The 15,871-nt window shown below is 60.4% G+C and carries 16 protein-coding genes; 11 read left to right on the top strand and 5 right to left on the bottom strand.

Annotated elements, in window-relative coordinates:
• Nucleotides 1-17: 17 nt before the first annotated feature.
• Entirely contained in the window at nt 18-2,372 is a 2,355-nt protein-coding gene (locus B0G77_RS23790) for a TonB-dependent receptor (RefSeq protein WP_133664533.1), read from the bottom strand.
• A gap of 253 nt (nt 2,373-2,625) precedes the next feature.
• On the opposite strand from B0G77_RS23790, the gene B0G77_RS23795 reads away from it, so the two are divergent.
• Entirely contained in the window at nt 2,626-3,132 is a 507-nt protein-coding gene (locus tag B0G77_RS23795) for an alpha/beta fold hydrolase (RefSeq protein ID WP_133664534.1), read from the top strand.
• A gap of 65 nt (nt 3,133-3,197) precedes the next feature.
• On the opposite strand, the gene B0G77_RS23800 is transcribed toward B0G77_RS23795, so the two are convergent.
• The 3 genes from B0G77_RS23800 to B0G77_RS43400 all read right to left on the bottom strand — a co-directional run bounded on the left by B0G77_RS23800 (nt 3,198) and on the right by B0G77_RS43400 (nt 6,175).
• Nucleotides 3,198-3,470, bottom strand: a complete 273-nt coding sequence (locus B0G77_RS23800) for a hypothetical protein (protein ID WP_133664535.1) — start codon at nt 3,468-3,470, stop codon at nt 3,198-3,200.
• Between the two features lie 388 nt (nt 3,471-3,858).
• Nucleotides 3,859-5,373 (bottom strand): winged helix-turn-helix domain-containing protein, encoded by a 1,515-nt coding sequence (locus B0G77_RS23805; RefSeq protein ID WP_133660315.1) that lies wholly within the window; start codon nt 5,371-5,373, stop codon nt 3,859-3,861.
• 136 nt (nt 5,374-5,509) lie between these two features.
• Nucleotides 5,510-6,175, bottom strand: coding sequence for a hypothetical protein (locus tag B0G77_RS43400; RefSeq protein WP_166656260.1), 666 nt, complete (start codon nt 6,173-6,175; stop codon nt 5,510-5,512).
• Between the two features lie 404 nt (nt 6,176-6,579).
• Here B0G77_RS43400 and B0G77_RS23815 point away from each other — a divergent pair, with 404 nt between their 5' ends.
• From B0G77_RS23815 to B0G77_RS23835, 5 genes are all read left to right on the top strand, one after another.
• A complete protein-coding gene (locus B0G77_RS23815; RefSeq protein ID WP_133664537.1) occupies nt 6,580-7,587 on the top strand; it encodes a GTP-binding protein in 1,008 nt (335 codons plus the stop codon).
• Nucleotides 7,588-7,865: 278 nt separating this feature from the next.
• Nucleotides 7,866-8,246 (top strand): DUF2946 domain-containing protein, encoded by a 381-nt coding sequence (locus tag B0G77_RS23820; RefSeq protein ID WP_133664538.1) that lies wholly within the window; start codon nt 7,866-7,868, stop codon nt 8,244-8,246.
• Between the two features lie 102 nt (nt 8,247-8,348).
• Nucleotides 8,349-9,248, top strand: coding sequence for a hypothetical protein (locus tag B0G77_RS23825; protein WP_208116486.1), 900 nt, complete (start codon nt 8,349-8,351; stop codon nt 9,246-9,248).
• Nucleotides 9,249-9,433: 185 nt separating this feature from the next.
• A complete protein-coding gene (locus B0G77_RS23830; RefSeq protein ID WP_133664539.1) occupies nt 9,434-9,811 on the top strand; it encodes a copper resistance protein CopC in 378 nt (125 codons plus the stop codon).
• 2 nt (nt 9,812-9,813) lie between these two features.
• On the top strand, nt 9,814-10,722 hold the full coding sequence (locus B0G77_RS23835) for a CopD family protein (RefSeq protein ID WP_166656261.1): 909 nt from the start codon (nt 9,814-9,816) through the stop codon (nt 10,720-10,722).
• Nucleotides 10,723-11,080: 358 nt separating this feature from the next.
• On the opposite strand, the gene B0G77_RS23840 is transcribed toward B0G77_RS23835, so the two are convergent.
• Nucleotides 11,081-12,163, bottom strand: a complete 1,083-nt coding sequence (locus tag B0G77_RS23840; RefSeq protein ID WP_133664541.1) for an NAD-dependent epimerase/dehydratase family protein — start codon at nt 12,161-12,163, stop codon at nt 11,081-11,083.
• Between the two features lie 744 nt (nt 12,164-12,907).
• On the opposite strand from B0G77_RS23840, the gene B0G77_RS23845 reads away from it, so the two are divergent.
• From B0G77_RS23845 to B0G77_RS45595, 5 genes are all read left to right on the top strand, one after another.
• The gene (locus B0G77_RS23845) at nt 12,908-13,105 is read left to right on the top strand and encodes a hypothetical protein (protein ID WP_133664542.1); all 198 of its coding nucleotides are present in this window, start codon (nt 12,908-12,910) and stop codon (nt 13,103-13,105) included.
• Between the two features lie 253 nt (nt 13,106-13,358).
• Nucleotides 13,359-13,925 carry a TIGR01841 family phasin gene (gene phaP, locus B0G77_RS23850; protein ID WP_133664543.1) on the top strand — a complete coding sequence of 189 codons (567 nt, stop codon included), beginning with the start codon at nt 13,359-13,361 and terminating at the stop codon, nt 13,923-13,925.
• Nucleotides 13,926-14,071: 146 nt separating this feature from the next.
• Complete coding sequence (gene phbB / locus B0G77_RS23855; protein ID WP_133664544.1) at nt 14,072-14,815, top strand: acetoacetyl-CoA reductase; 744 nt, start codon at nt 14,072-14,074, stop codon at nt 14,813-14,815.
• A gap of 146 nt (nt 14,816-14,961) precedes the next feature.
• Entirely contained in the window at nt 14,962-15,120 is a 159-nt protein-coding gene (locus tag B0G77_RS43405; protein ID WP_166656262.1) for a hypothetical protein, read from the top strand.
• A 366-nt stretch (nt 15,121-15,486) separates the two neighbouring features.
• The gene (locus B0G77_RS45595; protein ID WP_166656263.1) at nt 15,487-15,774 is read left to right on the top strand and encodes a hypothetical protein; all 288 of its coding nucleotides are present in this window, start codon (nt 15,487-15,489) and stop codon (nt 15,772-15,774) included.
• Nucleotides 15,775-15,871: the final 97 nt, after the last annotated feature.

The following is a 15,871-nucleotide window of genomic DNA, read 5'->3' on the forward strand; positions in this document are numbered from 1 at the left end:
CTTACCCGGTTGCTGCCTCAAAAGTGCTTCGTGATGCCCGCGTAAACCGCGCGCTGCGGTCCGTACTGCGGCGCACCGACGCCGATGCCCGAACCATTGCGTATCTGGTAGACGCGGCCGAACGCGTTGACAAGCACCAGTCGCGCATCGAATTTGCCGACAAGCGGTTCGTTGAAATGCTGGATCACGCCAAGATTGATCTGCGCATACCAAGGCAGCCTGTCCGTGTTTGCGAAGCCGCTACGTAGCCCGCTACCCACGATGCCGTCGGCAGTGAGCGTGGTAGCGCCGATCGCGTAGGTCCCGCCGAACGACGCAGTTATACGTTGATCGTGATCGAGATAGACCCAGTTGTTCGAGATGTACGCGAGCTCGTCAGGTCCGAAATTGAACTGGGCCGAATCGATGTTCTTGCCTTGGGCGCGGCTGTACGCGACGTTCAGGTACGCGGAGATGTTGTCCTGCCTGTAGCTCGTCGTCAGTTCGAACCCGTAGACGCGGCCGTACTGGTAGTTGAACGGAGTGAAGATCAGCGCAGTGCCGAACTGGCCTTCGTCCAGCAGGTTAGAGGATATTTTGTAGTACGCGTCGAGTCCGACCGTGAACGCAGACGTGACACGCTGGGTCACGCCGATGTCGAAATAGTGACTGCGCTCCGGCTGCACGGGATCGTTCTGTGCGGTCGGGCTTTGGTTGGTCGTACCGTTAAAGCGGCTGACGGTCGAACTGGACACCAGCTCGAATGCGGGAGGCGTGAAGTAACGCGCGTAGCCTGCGTGAATCGTCGTCGCGTTAGTCGGCTGATACACGAGGCCGATGCGCGGGCTGAGTTGTCCCGCCTGCACGTACTCATCCATCCGGTCGTAGCGCAGGCCATAGTTCAGCGTGAGCTTGCTGGTGATCTTCCACTCGTCCTGGACGTAAGCGCTGTACAGGTACCCTGTCTTGCTGTTCGAGTCGTCAATCGTGAACGGTTGGTCGGATAGCTGGTTGCCATCTGCATCGGCAGGAAAGACCGATACGCTGTTGTCGAACACCGCGTGCTCCTCCTGGAACATGATGCCCGCGCGCAGCGTATGGCTGTCGTTCAGACGGTACGTCGTGTCCGCCTGCACGCCGTTAGCCCTGTTGCTGTGAAAATCCTCCGAAGCAACGCCGTTGAATATCAGGTCGCCAACCGGATCAGGGTTGAACTTTGTGCGCGTGTAGCGCGTAAAGAGTGCAACCTGATAGTCGAGGGCACCGCCATTCGTGCCCTGCAACGCCAGCACCGCAAAGTTGTTCAGCTCCGACTGCGTTTCGTTGAGGTCTGCGGAATTGAAATTCGAGCTTCCGTTCAGTGTAAAGACGGGCGGCAGGCCGGGCGTGTTCGGAATCTGGAACTGGTTGCTCGCGGTGCCGAACATCACGCTGACGCGCGTCAGCGGATTGATCAGATACGACATATAGCCAAAGCCGTTGCCCTGCCGGGTGTGATCGTGCAGGGGGCTGCCGTCGGACGTGGGCGCTTCGATGCCCAGATTGTTCTGACCCAGCATGCCGGAGAAGTAATAGCTGAATGGACCTGCTGAGCCGAAGACGTCGGCGCTCGTCTGGATCGTCTGATGGCTGCCGCCATAGACATCAATCGACCCGCCGTTGCCAAGATTGCCCGACTTCGTGCGGATGTCGACGATGCCTGCCGTTCGATAGCCGTACTGCGCCGGCAGCGCACCGGTGACGAGATTCAGCTGGTCGATGATCCGTGTATCGAACGACTGGCCGAAGCCGCTGATCGGCTCTGGAATGATGATGCCGTTGATACGGTATTGCAGATCGGCATGATCGCCGCGCACATGGACTTGACCAAAGGAATCGCTAGCCACGCCCGGCGCCTGCAGCAGTACCTGATTGAGCGGCGTGTTAGCGCCTTGCGGCATAGCATTGATGTCGGCCTGTGTGATGCGATAGACGCTGGTGCCCACCTCCGGTAGCAATCCGTTGCGCGCCCTGTCGAGACGTTGCGCGTTGACCGTGACGTCGAGTGTGGCGTACTTTTTAAGCACGATGTTCAGCACGCGAGCCGACTGCCCCGCCTCCACTGTCGTAATGCTGGTAGCCGTGCCGAAGCCTTTTGCATCGACCGTCGCCGCATACGTTCCAGCATCGATGCCGTCCACGGTGAAGTGGCCGTCACGCCCTGTGGTGGCGTGACCGATCGTTTCGCCCTTCGCATCCTGAATCGAAACGCCGGCGTTTTCGACCGGCTGGCCCTGTGAATCGTTGACGATGCCTGTCAGTGCAACGCTCTGGGGCGCATCAAGCGCGTGCGATGAGAAAGCCTGTCCAAGCAACAGGATGCTGCACAACGAAACGGGCGTGCGATTGTTCATCTTCTTTTTAAATAGGTAGGCGGGGGCTGGTGCACGGCGCACCGCTCAACATGACGCGCAGGGAGAGATTCGCCAGATTCCAGCAAGATCAGGTGGCACTACATATTCGAGATGTTATAACATATCATCTGCTAGGCACAACACGACTCGCTACGGTAAGTCCGTGGTTCTGTCACCAAAGGCAGGAAAGGGTTCCTGGCGTACCGGACGACATCTATGCGAAGGCCGCGCGCACCGGCCGGATCCGAAGAAAATGACCATTCCGGTAGCAAGCGCGGCAATCAGCACGAAAACCGTACCCGCGCATGGCCGGAGACCAACCGCCAAACGGGTCATCAAGTTCTGCCGCGCGATACGTTTGGACGCAATTGGTAGGGCAATGACGAAAACGATACGCTGCAAATGGGACAGAGGAGAGATTTCGCTGGACGTCGATGAGGCCGGCAGCGGCGCTTCGGTCGTTCTCCTGCCGGCCCTGAGTTCGATTTCCACGCGCCTGGAGATGCACCCGCTGTTCGACGGGCTCGTGCCTCAATTCCACGTGGTGACGGTTGACTGGCCAGGATTCGGAGGCCAGGCGCGCCCGAAAGAGGAATGGTCGCCGGAGCTTCTCTTGGCGTTTCTCAACTGGTTCCTGAGCCACATCGTGGCGCCGCCGCACGCCATTGTCGCCGCCGGACACGCAGCCACCTATGCGCTTTACCAGGCCGTTTTGCGGCCCGGAACGATTGATCGGCTGGTCCTCGTCGCCCCGATGTGAACGACGGTGCAAATGCGACGCTAGACGACGGCGTTCTGAAGTTGAGCGTGTAGCGGCGCGATCGATCACCCGTCGTTGGCCCGCTCCTCTATCGGCTCAACGTCAACCGCCATGTCATCACCATGATGGCGATAGAACACGTTTACAGCGATCCTGACTGGCTTGGCGGCGATCGTCTCGCGGCCAAACTCGCCGTGACCCGCGCTCTTGGTGCCCGGCACAGTTCGGTACGCTTTGTGACCGGTGCGCTTGACCGGGTCGACAACCGCGCAGCGTTCATTGATCTTGCGCGGCGAGCCAACATTCCGACCCTCCTTACGGCGATCAGACGCCGCCAAAATCGCGTGCCGAGATGGACGCGTTGGCACAATTCACGAAGAGTTCCCGGAAGTCGTCTCCCTCGCCATCAGGCAGTTCCTGACAGAAGAATTGCCGCTTTAGACGATCAATGACTGAACAGCATAGCCTGACGCTGTCGAAAATGAACGCGTGCAGTGTTGGCGAGGTCGTATTCACAATGTGCGCGAGGCAAACCTAACCTCGCCCCGCTCGCGTCCAGACACACCACACTGTTGGGTGTAAAGCTTCGCAATTCGACGGCCTGGTGCTGCTTCAACGATTCACGCGCGTCGCCGGCTACCGCGTGAAATCCATTTTCCCCTAAACGCTCACTTCCATTGCAATTAGTAACTAAAAAGTTAAGTCTTCGCGATTTGTGAGAAGACTTCAGTGTGCTGCGGCCAGAATTGGAACGATGTTGAAACGGGTGAGAGAACAGGCAGCAGCGATGGCGGCGCGGCCCAGACGCGTGAGGTAGTAGCGGTAGGTATGGGCCACCTTCTTGATCAAGCCGAGTGTGCGCAGTCGCGAGAGCTGTCGGGACAGCACCGGGGCGCTCATGTCCACATGCCTGGCCAGATCGGCACGGCGCAGGCCATGCACGTTGAACTCGCCGCGCTGCAAGGCACGCAGCAGTGCTTGCTCGCCGCCGTTGAAGAAGTTGAGTCCTTTGACCCTGCGCTCATTACTGCCCACGCGGGACTGGCTCAAACGTTGAAGGTCGCGCTCACCTGCGCTGGGGTCATCCAGACTCGACAAAAACGCGAGGTAGCGCTGGTTGCAGCCCAGCATGATCTCGCGCAGGTCGAACAGGCTGTAGATGGTTTTCCTCAACGCTGCGAGTTCGTAGGTGCTTTGGCCATTCCTGTGTTCCACCTTGCGGTGGTGTTTGAAGAAGCTCACGTCGTTGATGGTGGTTTCTATCCGCAACACATGGGAGAACTTGTCGTAAACCTTGACGCTGGCAACGCCCATATGGTGCTTGATGCAGCGTCCCTCGATGCGGGTGGACAGCCGCGAGCCGATCTCCTGCGCCAATTGCGGCGTGACCTTCTTGCCCAGGAAGCCGGCTACTTTCCCGGCGTGCGCGGCCAGCACCGCCTGACGCGACAGCACGTCGTACAGCGGCACCAGCGTCTGTTGGCTGCGGAACATCAGGTCAGTGGAATACTCGGCCTGCCGCAGGCTCCAGTGGTAGGTCTGGCCGAACACGTCGAGCACCGGGCACAGCCACTGCGCGTAGCGGTCCAGTCGCTCATGCAGCATATCGGGGCTCAGCGCGTCGGCGATGGCCTGTGCACGGTCCATATCGGCAATGCGCAAAAAGGCGTTGTCGGCCTGCACGAACCCGATGCCCTCGCGCTTGAGCGCACGGGCCACGGCGCCGTGGCCATTGCAGTAGAACTGCAAGCCGAACGGTGCCCAGGTCGGGACCCTGAGGTAGCACAGCCCGAGTTCGTCATCGATGAAGTAGAAGTAGTAGTGCAGACACTTGCCCGTCTCGGGGCGCAGGTAGGTCTTGCCGCTGCTCTTGTCGTGCCACGGCTTGTAGCTCGGGCAGGCCTCCATCGCCGAGATGACGTGCACCAGCCCGGGTGCATCGCCACGCCCCTGCAGCACGCGTGCCACCAGATCTTCCTTGCGGATGTGGCTCTTGTTGACGTGCTCAATCTCGATGCCGGCGGCAGCGCAGACCTCTTGCGCGCGCACACGGATGCGTTCGCGCAGCGGTTCGGCGAACCTGGCGTAGTCGAATAGGCGAATGCCGTTGGCGTTCAGAAAACTCGTCATGCCCGCTGCGTAGCACGCGCCAGGCAGCGTGCCCGTGATCAGGATTCGGTCAAAGCACGACAGCACGCCGTGCAAATTCGCCGCGTAACGCTCAATCAGATCGGCCTTCATGGTTCACTTCGGCATCGGCTGGCTATATGGCTACGCATCGTACTACCTGTTTGGTTCCGGCTCGTCCGGCTTAGGTTAACCGGCCAGTTCCCCCCGCGCCGACAGTTGCCTGAAAGCCACCACCAATTCACTTCCATCAATCTGTGGATTGAACGAGAATCAACCGAATGAGTGTGAACGAGTCCGACGCGTTTGCGACAATTGTGGTTTCCGGCCACCGGCTGGAAGCTGCAGGAGCGAATGTGTAACGCGCTCCGGAGCCCGGCGCGCCTGCCGCCTGGTCATGCTCTGGCAGCGCCTGCAGGTAACGCATGCGGCACGGCTGGTGATCCGTCGGCGAGACGCAAAGCATGTTTTCTGTGCCCTGCCGGTCCACCATGTGCCCACTCTGCTCAGCAGCGCGTTTACCCATGCGGGCGAGCCGAGCCCGGGCCCGGAAGAGAAGCCCCCCTGACGCACGACGAGGAGAGTCACCATGAGCACCTGTCACGAACCACACCATGCGCATCACGACCATCAGCACGGTCCGAATTGCGGCCACACGGCGATCAGACATAACGATCACGTCGATTACCTGCATGACGGTCACCTGCATCACCCGCACGGCGATCATGTAGATGAGCATAGGCTCGAAGTGAGCGCGAACAATCCCGATCAATGTACGCCTGGCTGCGGCGGCCACGCGCCGGGTCACGTCCATGGCCCCGGGTGCGGCCACGAACCTATGCCACATGGCGACCACGTTGACTATCTCGTCGACGGTCACCTGCATCATCCGCACGGAGATCATTGTGACGATCACGGCGCGGTCGAACTCGCCTGAGCGAGCGATGAAAGGCGATCGAAGTCTTTGAAAGCGGACTGATATCCGTCGAACTAAATCTGGCTGCGAATCGCTTCTCGCCAAGGTGGGATTCGCGTCGCCCGTGCCTGGAAGCACGTCGCCGCTCAGGCACAGACGCGGGATTCATTTCCTGTCACCGCGTGAATCCAGACGCATGACTATTCCCGCAGCCCACACTCCCGGGAAACAGTTACAAAGGCGTCGTTCAAAATATTAATGCAATGTTATAACATTGCGTATATGCTGCATAAACGCTTTGGACGGGTTCGCTGGTATGTCCGGCCAGGTAGTGCTGGCCCAGTTGCCGCACCCGTTGCCCGACTCGATTTGCAGCACCAACTGTCAAAAAGGCTTGATCTGCGATGACCGCCACAAACTCTACCCATCTTATCCCTACGATGATCCTGACGGGCTTTCTGGGCAGCGGCAAGACCACCCTGCTCAACCGCATCCTGTCCGAACATCGCGGCGGGCGCGTCGCTGTGATTGAAAATGAATTCGGGGAGACCGGTATCGATAATGAACTGTTGGTACAGGACGGCGATGAGCAGATCGTCGAAATGAACAACGGCTGTATCTGCTGCACGGTGCGGGGGGATCTGGTGCGGATCCTGTCGACGCTCGCCGAGAGGCGCGCGAATGGAGAGTTGAACTTCGAGCGCGTGATTATCGAAACGACAGGCCTTGCTGATCCTGCGCCCGTTGCGCAGACATTCTTCGTCGACGACACGGTGCAGGCTTCATACATGCTCGATGCGATCGTCACGGTGGTGGACGCGAAGCATGCCGAGGCGCAGTTGACCGAACATCACGAGGCACAGGAGCAGGTCGGATTCGCGGACTGCATCCTGATGTCGAAAGTTGACCTCGTATCGCACGAAGAGGCCAGTCAGCTCAGTGCGCGACTGCGGCAAATGAATCCGCGGGCACCGATCAAGCCCGTGCATTTCGGCGAGACCGACCTCACGGAGCTGCTGGACACTCGAAGTTTCGACCTCAATGCCATCATCGATATTGAACCGGACTTCCTCGAGGACCTGGCGCACGAACACGATGACGACGTTGCGTCGTTTGTCTACCGCACCAAGGTCCCGCTCGATCGGGACAAGGTCGAAGCGTTCTTCAGCGAAATGGTCGCGACCTATGGCACCGCCATGCTGCGCTACAAGGGAGTGCTTGATATCCATGGCGTTGACCGTCGCACCGTCTTCCAGGGCGTGCACATGATCTTTGGTGCGAACATTGACAGGTCATGGGGTGAGGATGAAGTGCGTGAAACGAAGATCGTCTTCATTGGCAAGCGGTTGCCAGCCGACCTCTTCAGGTCGGGGCTCGACGATTGCATGATTCGCGAAGATCTGCGGCAGTGACCTGCGCAATCATCTCCTGATTGACGTTCGAAGTCCTGCGGCATGGCTACACCACCAGTTTGGAGGTGCAATTCAGAATGCGAAGCCGACTACGGTCGTGTCCACGGCCCCCCAGGACCCATGCGATTACCCACGAGCTCAAACCGTACGACGAATTGCCCGTAAATCCGGCCCGAGTGCGGTCGCCTGTCGCACATGCGGCCGGGACCGCATAAGTTAATCAAAGTGCGTGGCATAATCCGTGCCGTTCCACCAACCGACACCGAATCGCCAAGCACATGCTGAGCCGTTTTCAACGGAAAATAGGTAGCCTTTTGGGATTGCTCGCGATCCTGATGGCAACGCTCGCGCCGACGGTTTCGCACACACTGGCCGCCGCTCGTGCTGACGATTCGACGCTGGGTGAGGGCTGTTCAATGCCTTCGATGCAGCATCAGGAGCAGGACAGCAAATCCCATCCAGACTCAACGATGTCCGACGGGCAGGCGTGCGGTTATTGTGGCCTGCTTGCGCATCTGCCCGTCATACCCGGCGTACAAGCGACTTTCGCCGTCACCGTCCGGGCCATCCAGCATCCGGTAGCAACCCGCTTCGAAAGCGTTCGCCTGGTTGAACCGCTTACGCCCGCCCAGCCCCGCGCCCCTCCCGTTTCATCCTGATCTGAATCTCATCGACGCGATGCACTCGCTGCATCGCGGTGTGTCGCGCGTCTGTAATCAGACGTGCGGCGGCATAACGACGACCCCAAACAAGGATGAACCATGCACACCCTTTCCACGCGCGGCGGCAAACCGCTGCTCACGGCAGCATTCATTTCGGCTGCCACAAGCGCGCTTCTGCTCATCCCTTCGCTCGCAACCGCCCATGCAATTGCGGGCGACCGTGTTTTTCCGTCGACGCTGGCCGTCGATGACCCAGGCGTCGGCGACGAGGCCAACCTTCTATATGGTCACATCCGCGTTCCCAGTGACAACGGTGACCAAAGCATCAACACCTTCAGTTTCGAGTACGACAAGCTGATCACATCACGACTGGCACTATCCGTTACGGGCGCTTATGTGATGCAAAACAACCCGACCACTCGTGGCTTTGATAACTTTGGGGTTGGTTTGAAGTATCTGCTGTACGTGAATGAAGCGCACGAGTTCATGACGTCGGTCGGCGTCAACGCCCAACTCGGCGGGACGGGAAGCCAGGCAATCGCCAACAACTTTTCGACCATCTCACCGACGATCTACGCCGGCAAGGGCATGGGCGACCTGCCCGATTCGCTCGCCTGGCTGCGGCCGATCGCCATTACTGGCGTAGCTGCTCCGGCGCTGACCACCGGGGCCGGACAGCCCAACGCGTTCAATTACGGCTTCACGGTCCAGTACAGCCTGCCCTACCTGCAGCAGCACGTTCATGACGTGGGGCTGCCGCAACCGCTGTCGAACCTCATTCCTATAGTCGAGATTCCGCTGTCGAGAAGCCAGGGACAGACGACGGGGACGGTCAATCCGGGTTTCATCTGGATTAACCGCTACGGTCAGTTCGGCGTCGAAGCGCAGATACCGATCAACAATGCGAGCGGTTCGCACGTGGGCATCCTGGTGCAGGCCCATATCTTCTTCGACGACATCGCGCCGACGACGATCGGGAAGCCACTATTCCCGTGGTGAAAAAGCGCAGAGGCGAACGCCGGCAATCAACGGTGATCTGGCCAGTGTTCGTCGCTGAGATCGCCTTCTCCAGCGCCTCGTTTGTGCGCCCTGTTAAAAGTCACATTTTGCCTGGCTGCAAGCCGTCGTCCGTGTCACTGACGGTGGCGACTTCTCCAATCACCTGACAAGCCTTTCATCAACCCATGAAAACCTCCTGGCTGAACTCCTCCGTAGCTCGCGGCCTCGTCGCGACGCTTACGCTGACTGTCGCGCACCTGGCACACGCGCACGCCTTTCCGACCCATCAGGCGCCGTCCGCCGGTTCCAGTGTCTCCACCTCGCAGAAGGATGTGGCCATCGACTTCGATGATGGTCTCGAACCGGCATTCAGTTCGATCGCCGTCACCGATTCGCAGGGCAAGTCGGTAACCAGCAACAAGGCGGTAGTCGACCCCTCGAACACGAAGCACATGTCAGTCGCACTGAAGCCGCTAGCGCCAGGCGTGTACACGGTGGCGTGGGTGGCAGTGGCCACCGACGGGCACCGTACGCAAGGCCACTACACCTTCACCGTCAAGTAATGATGGACCCGCTCCTTATCGCACAGATCGTGATTGCCGCCACGCAGGACGTGCTGTTCGCGCTTGCGGTGGGGGCGCTTGCATGCAGTGCGATGCTCGGGCAGCAGGGCCGGGCTTCACTTGCCACGCTGGGCCGCTGGCGAGTGGGCGTGCTATGCGGGCTCACGCTCGCCTGCGGCCTTTATCTGTGGCTGCAGGCTGCCGTGATGAGCGGTGCACCGCCCGGCGACGCCGGCCCGGCAGTGGTCGCTGTGCTGACGCAATCGCACTTCGGTATCGCGTGGGCGGTCGGCTTTAGCGGTGTGGTGATCGCCGGCCTCGCCGGAACGCGTGAAAGCCGCCCGGCGTGGCTGATCGCGGCGGCGGGCGCAATCGTCTATGCGTCGGGCAAGGCCGCCGCCAGCCATGCCGCCGACGCCGGCGATTTCACGCTGCGCGAGGCTGTGCACGTCATCCATCTTTGCGCGACGGCGTTGTGGGCAGGCAGCGTGATCGTCGCGGCATGCGCGCTGCACCGCTGGGACAACTCGTCTTCTGCTTCGCCGCCGCGTCGCGTGGCGTTCTGCACACGCCTTTCGCACCTGGCGACGGTCGCGCTCGGTGTGGTGATCGTGACCGGCGTCTATAACGCGATGCAGGATACCGCGCACCTCGCCGCGCCATTGCTGAGCGTGCAGTACGGCCGGATCCTGACGCTCAAACTCGTGTTCGTGACGCTGGCGGTGCTGCTGGGAGGCTACAACCGGATGATCTACCTACCGCGCCTGGAGTCGGCGGTGACCGGTGGCGGCGCAGCCTTTCGCCATGCGCAGCGCGGCTTCGACCGGCTGCTGGCCGTCGAAGCGCTTGCAATGGTCGCGGTGCTGATGGTGGCCGCCGTGCTGGGACACAAGTCACCTTTGAGCGACTAAGCGGTTCGCCGGCCGGATTCAAGGGTGTAAATGAACATTTCCGGCAACCGGGCGAGTCCGGCATTGAGCCCCGATAAGGCCGATGAACGGAAGAACCGGCCCTGATGGGCGACCGTCCAATCTCGGAGCGGGAAGGGACGGTCGCTGGCCGACTCCGAGTGGCACAACCTGGCCGGGCGGAGACGTTGCCGCAGCGCGGCGCAGGTGCGACGCAAGCCGGGCGACCATTCGCGCCATGACAGACCGGCGGAAAATCTTCATTCGGCTGACCGCAGCTGCCAGCTGCCCGTCGTTGACATCCAGATCGCCGTCGCAGCGATAAGCGACACGTCAACGCCCCGTACCGCGAGGATCGTCCTCAACGTCCGATCAAACCTTCCTTCCTCATCCAGACCACGGTGTCGGCAAGCAGCGCGTCCAGGGGACTTTCAACATAGCCCAGCTCGCGCTTCGCCTTGGCCGAATCCACGCGCAGGGACCCACAGACCAGCGTTGCGCTCTCGGGGGTCACGTCGGGCTCCTCCCCCGTGACTTTCGACCATCCGTCGACAAGGCGCGCATATGTCATCAATGCCCACGCCGGCACAGGATTGTGAGGCGTGCGCTTGCCCAGTGCGGCACCCAAGCGGTGCACGAGGTCGATGTAGCTTGCGTGTTCGCCACCGACCAGGTAGGCCTCGCCGAACCTCTGCCGTTGCCACGCACGTACCTGCGCACGAGCGATCTCGCGCACGTCGGCGAATGAACCGATGCCCGGTGGAATGCCCGGCAGCTTCTCGTGGTCCACCAGCATGATGAGGCGCCCCCAGTTGCGACAATCGCCCGGACCCAGAATGTGTGAGGGGTTGAAGACAATCCACGGCACGCTGGAGCCCCGCACGGCTTGTTCGCCGAGGAACTTGGTGCGCTCGTAATTGATCCAGCTCTCGGCGCCTCGCTGCGGCACGGACTCGTTCAGCGTGCCGTGCGCCAGGTGCGAGTACGCCGCAACCGACGACGTGTGCACAAAGGCCTTCACCCCCACCGACCCGGCTGCTCGCAGCAGATTTTCCGTCCCTTGCACATTGGTCGCCGTCTGCACCGCCGCGTGCGGCTGCCACATGCTGGTGTTGGCCGCCGCATGAAAAACCGCTTCGCAACCGGCCTGCGCTGCCGTCAGGGATGCAACGTCCGCCAGGTCGGCGCGAACTGGAACGCCGCCCAGCCTGGCGATGGCCTCGTCGGACTCCGCGCGACGCGACAGTGCCCGGACCTCGAAGCCAGCCGCGCGCAACTCGCGCAATAAATGCCCGCCCAGAAATCCGCTTGCGCCGGTCAAGAACACAGTGGCCATGTTCGTTACGGGCTCTTCGCGATTTCCTTTGAGAAGAAAGCGAAACGAGGAGTGTGGCCCAACGTGCATTATGCCTTGGAGATCTGCGGAACTGGAAAGGAAGGTCAATGCGTCATCCGCGACCCGGCTGTCACGGCAACGATCCGCGAAGAACGGACGCCCACATATGCCCGTTTAACACTATTTCGTTGTCTGAAAGGACGCGCAAGAGCGCGGTTCACCAGTTCCGCGAGCGGCGTATGACGACCCACAAGCGCCATTAAGCTTGAGCCAATGGATGGCGGCTTTCGGCACAACATGGGACGCTGGCAGTCGACGCCGGGTTTGTCGATCGAGCCTATCCGCGCATGCCTCCGGTCGCAATCACTACGTTAGCCTGGATGCTCCAGACAGGCGACTGGTGACGCCTGAGGCGCTGCAGCAACTGCCCCACGAAATGCGGAAGCGCCTCGACAGGGACGTACACTTTATGCGGGAAGGATGTTGCACTTCAGATTTCGGGCGCCTACTATTGTCAGGCGAGCTGAGTTGTCGTTTACCCTCGTGAACGACCGTGCGACAAGGGGGCGAACCGTGCGTCTGAAAATCTTCAAGCGCCTTTAATGACGGGGCGCACGCCCATATGCGTGCAGGTGGCCGCCCACCGTTCGAATGCAATCGTAAGAAAAAAGTTAATTCCCACATATTGATCGTGCGGATGGGGACACATTAAGATGACCTCCCGGGCGCGCAGTCGGCATCCGGTTAGCGTGAATCTTGCGTAAAGTCACATTTCGCGAGACGCGGTCACGGTCGTCACGCGAGATCGGTTGAGCTTTCCAGCAAATTGACACCTATCAACAGGAGACAAAGATGCTGAGTCCTCATGAGTTCGCAACCTTGATGCTGGTCAAGGACGCTCCCGGTCAACTCGGGCTGGATCGTTCAGATCTGGATATTTTGCTCGAACACCAACTCGTCGCATTGGAAACACTCCCATCCGGCCAGCAACGCCCCCATATAACCAGCGACGGCGTTTCCGTACTCAAGGCTGTCACGCGGTTCGGCTGATGACATTCGTCAGCGGATCATTGTCCGCCCCATAAAACGCAGCACTCGCGTCCGCCGGGCAGTTCCTTATCATCGGGATAAGTGAATCAAGAACGCAATTAGTACTACTACTATTAATCATCCTGGCGCGTGCAATGCGCAGTTCGCATTGCACACGTGCTTTCCCGCCAGTCCATCCACACGACCGCAGCGCGCCCCCATTGCCATCCGGTTGAACGGAAAGGTGCCGGGTCGACTTCCCTGGAGTTTCGCAATGAATCTATTGACCCCGGAACAATTTGCAGCAGCACAGAAGGCTAACCTCGACGCCGCTTACGGCCTGGCCAACAATGTTGTGGCGGGGATGGAAAGGCTGGCCGAACTGAATCTGAAAACGATCCGGTCGACGCTGGCGGAAACTCAGGAGAACGCGCTGAAAGCGTGCTCCACCAAGGAACCGCAAGAGTGGCTCGCGCTGCAAACCACTTTCGCTGCACCGACGGCAGAAAAAGTGCAGTCGTACGGCCGTCAGCTGTTCGAGATCGTGTCGGCCACCCAGGCCGAATTCACACAGCTCGCGCAGACGCAATACGAAGCGTACAACCGCCGGACGCAAACGCTCGTCGAAGAGGTCGCCAAAAGCGCGCCTGCGGGTTCCGAAGCCGCCATTGCAGCGTGGAAGTCGGCGATCACCGCCACCAGTACGCTGGTCGAGACCCTGCAGAAAACCAGTCAGCAAGCGGTGCAGGTCGCCGAAAGCAACCTTGACGCCGTCGCGACGGCTGCATCGAAGACTGCCCGGCGCACTGCCGAGCAAGCGTCGGCGGGCGCCAAGCAATAGCCGCCGAAGCGGGCCTGGCGCCCGCGTCAGTCAGTTGCGTCATACCAAGGAATCCGGTGGATGTTGGCGCATCTGGACGGTCAGCGGGCGAGCATCGCTGTTCTGTATGAGCGAGGATCGCCCTCCCTTTACCGGAGACAAGTGAGATGACGAAACAGGTTGCCCTGGTCACGGGCGGAATGGGCGGACTCGGTGAAGCGATCAGCATCAAACTGCACGACGCTGGCTATACCGTCGTGGTCACCTGCTCGCCGCAGAATACCGGCGCAGACCGGTGGCGGGCCCGCATGGAGGCCGACGGGCGGCGGTTCCGCGCATTTGCCGTCGATGTCGCCGACTACGACTCGTGCCAACTATGCGCGGAGCGGATCAAGGCGGAAGTCGGCCCGGTCGACATCCTGATCAATAACGCCGGTATCACACGGGATGCGGGCTTCAGGAAGCTCGACAAAGTCAATTGGGATGCGGTGATCCGCACCAACCTCGACTCGGTGTTCAACATGACGAAGCCGTGGTGCGACAGCATGGTTGAACGAGGCTGGGGCCGCATCATCAACGTGTCGTCGATCATTGGCTGCAAGGGCGGTTTCGGTCAGACGAACTACGCGGCCGCCAAAGCCGGCATGCATGGCTTCACGAAGTCACTGGCGCTCGAAGTGGCGAAGAAAGGCGTCACCGTCAACACGATCTCGCCCGGCTATATCGCCACGAAGATGGTCACGGCGGTGCCCCAGGACATTCTGGACAGCAAGATCATTCCGCAGATTCCGGTCGGCCGCCTCGGGCAGCCGGACGAAGTGGCCGCGCTTGTTCTGTACCTGTGCTCGAGTGAGGCGGCTTTCGTGACCGGAGCCAACATCGCGATCAATGGCGGCCAGCACCTGCAGTGAAACAACCAGGCTTGCAGCCGGGCGACGGAGGTGAGCTGGCATGCAGCCGGTTCACTGCACAACAGGGCGATGGAAGCCTGCGGCCCGGATGGACGGGCTCCGGTGGATCGCCTGAGTCGGTAACGGCAACCGCGCAGGAGAGCGAAATGAGCGACTCGTGGGTAGGCATTGTGATGGGCTCGTTTGTGCTGATGATCGCATCAGTGCTCGTGGCCGGCCACTATCGGCGCGAGCACCGTCGACGACAGCTCCTCCGGAACCTGGACCACCACGACTGGTGCCGCTGGACCCGGACCCGACATTGACAATGTGGCGGGCGATGAAGCGAGAAGGTGAGCCTTCTGGGCGAGGTGGCTATGTCTTGGCACGACCATGCGCAGCAGGAATTGGATCATATCGAGGCCGTGATTTCCCAGTTGGAACACCTAGGTGTCAGCCACCGGACAGAACATTCAAGTGCCGTGATGCACGTGGAATATTGGCGAACGCGCATTCGCACGGTACTGGCGCTTCCTGATGTGCCTCGTCGCGTTGTGGAACAGGGTTCGGCACTACTGGCAAGACTGGATCGGCTTCACCCTGCGCCGCGTGATACCACCATGCATGACCGAAAGTAAGCGGTACCCCAACCCACCGCCGACGTTGCCTTCGTCCAACGTTCAATCATCGCGATGAAGTACGTTTCACGGGGCAAGCGTGTCGTCTACGACCCGCTGTCCGGCGCTGAACCCTGCCATGAGCGCCTCGGCTTCCGTCGCGAAGGGCCGATGATTGTCTGCTATCAGGCGTATCGGCGCAACCGTCGGTCGACTAGCGCCAATCATTTTGATCTGCACGACGGTGATAAAACCACGCGGTGGCAGCAATGTAACGTTGCCAGACGCTTTCCACACTGGTTCAAGCTCCACCGCGATCTCGAAGCCCCTGTACGTATAGATTCTTTTCATCTGTCTATTTGAATTGCGACCCCGCTGTCTCGCACTCTACGAGATCAATTCTTCGACGTGGGTCCCTTCTCCCGTTCCGTAACGGAGGGTTCGCGGAAAGTGTTGAGCA

It is taken from the genome of Paraburkholderia sp. BL10I2N1 (assembly GCF_004361815.1).
GTDB lineage: Bacteria > Pseudomonadota > Gammaproteobacteria > Burkholderiales > Burkholderiaceae > Paraburkholderia.

Excerpts from the sequence above, each read along its gene's own strand:
- B0G77_RS23820 (WP_133664538.1), top strand. The coding sequence starts at position 7,866 with ATGCTGAGCCGTTTTCAACGGAAAATAGGTAGCCTTTTGGGATTGCTC.
- B0G77_RS23790 (WP_133664533.1), bottom strand. The coding sequence starts at position 2,372 with ATGAACAATCGCACGCCCGTTTCGTTGTGCAGCATCCTGTTGCTTGGA.
- B0G77_RS23830 (WP_133664539.1), top strand. The coding sequence starts at position 9,434 with ATGAAAACCTCCTGGCTGAACTCCTCCGTAGCTCGCGGCCTCGTCGCG.
- B0G77_RS23845 (WP_133664542.1), top strand. The coding sequence starts at position 12,908 with ATGCTGAGTCCTCATGAGTTCGCAACCTTGATGCTGGTCAAGGACGCT.
- B0G77_RS23835 (WP_166656261.1), top strand. The coding sequence starts at position 9,814 with ATGGACCCGCTCCTTATCGCACAGATCGTGATTGCCGCCACGCAGGAC.
- B0G77_RS23795 (WP_133664534.1), top strand. The coding sequence starts at position 2,626 with ATGACCATTCCGGTAGCAAGCGCGGCAATCAGCACGAAAACCGTACCC.
- B0G77_RS45595 (WP_166656263.1), top strand. The coding sequence starts at position 15,487 with ATGAAGTACGTTTCACGGGGCAAGCGTGTCGTCTACGACCCGCTGTCC.
- B0G77_RS23825 (WP_208116486.1), top strand. The coding sequence starts at position 8,349 with ATGCACACCCTTTCCACGCGCGGCGGCAAACCGCTGCTCACGGCAGCA.
- phaP (WP_133664543.1), top strand. The coding sequence starts at position 13,359 with ATGAATCTATTGACCCCGGAACAATTTGCAGCAGCACAGAAGGCTAAC.
- B0G77_RS23805 (WP_133660315.1), bottom strand. The coding sequence starts at position 5,373 with ATGAAGGCCGATCTGATTGAGCGTTACGCGGCGAATTTGCACGGCGTG.
- phbB (WP_133664544.1), top strand. The coding sequence starts at position 14,072 with ATGACGAAACAGGTTGCCCTGGTCACGGGCGGAATGGGCGGACTCGGT.
- B0G77_RS43405 (WP_166656262.1), top strand. The coding sequence starts at position 14,962 with ATGAGCGACTCGTGGGTAGGCATTGTGATGGGCTCGTTTGTGCTGATG.
- B0G77_RS23815 (WP_133664537.1), top strand. The coding sequence starts at position 6,580 with ATGACCGCCACAAACTCTACCCATCTTATCCCTACGATGATCCTGACG.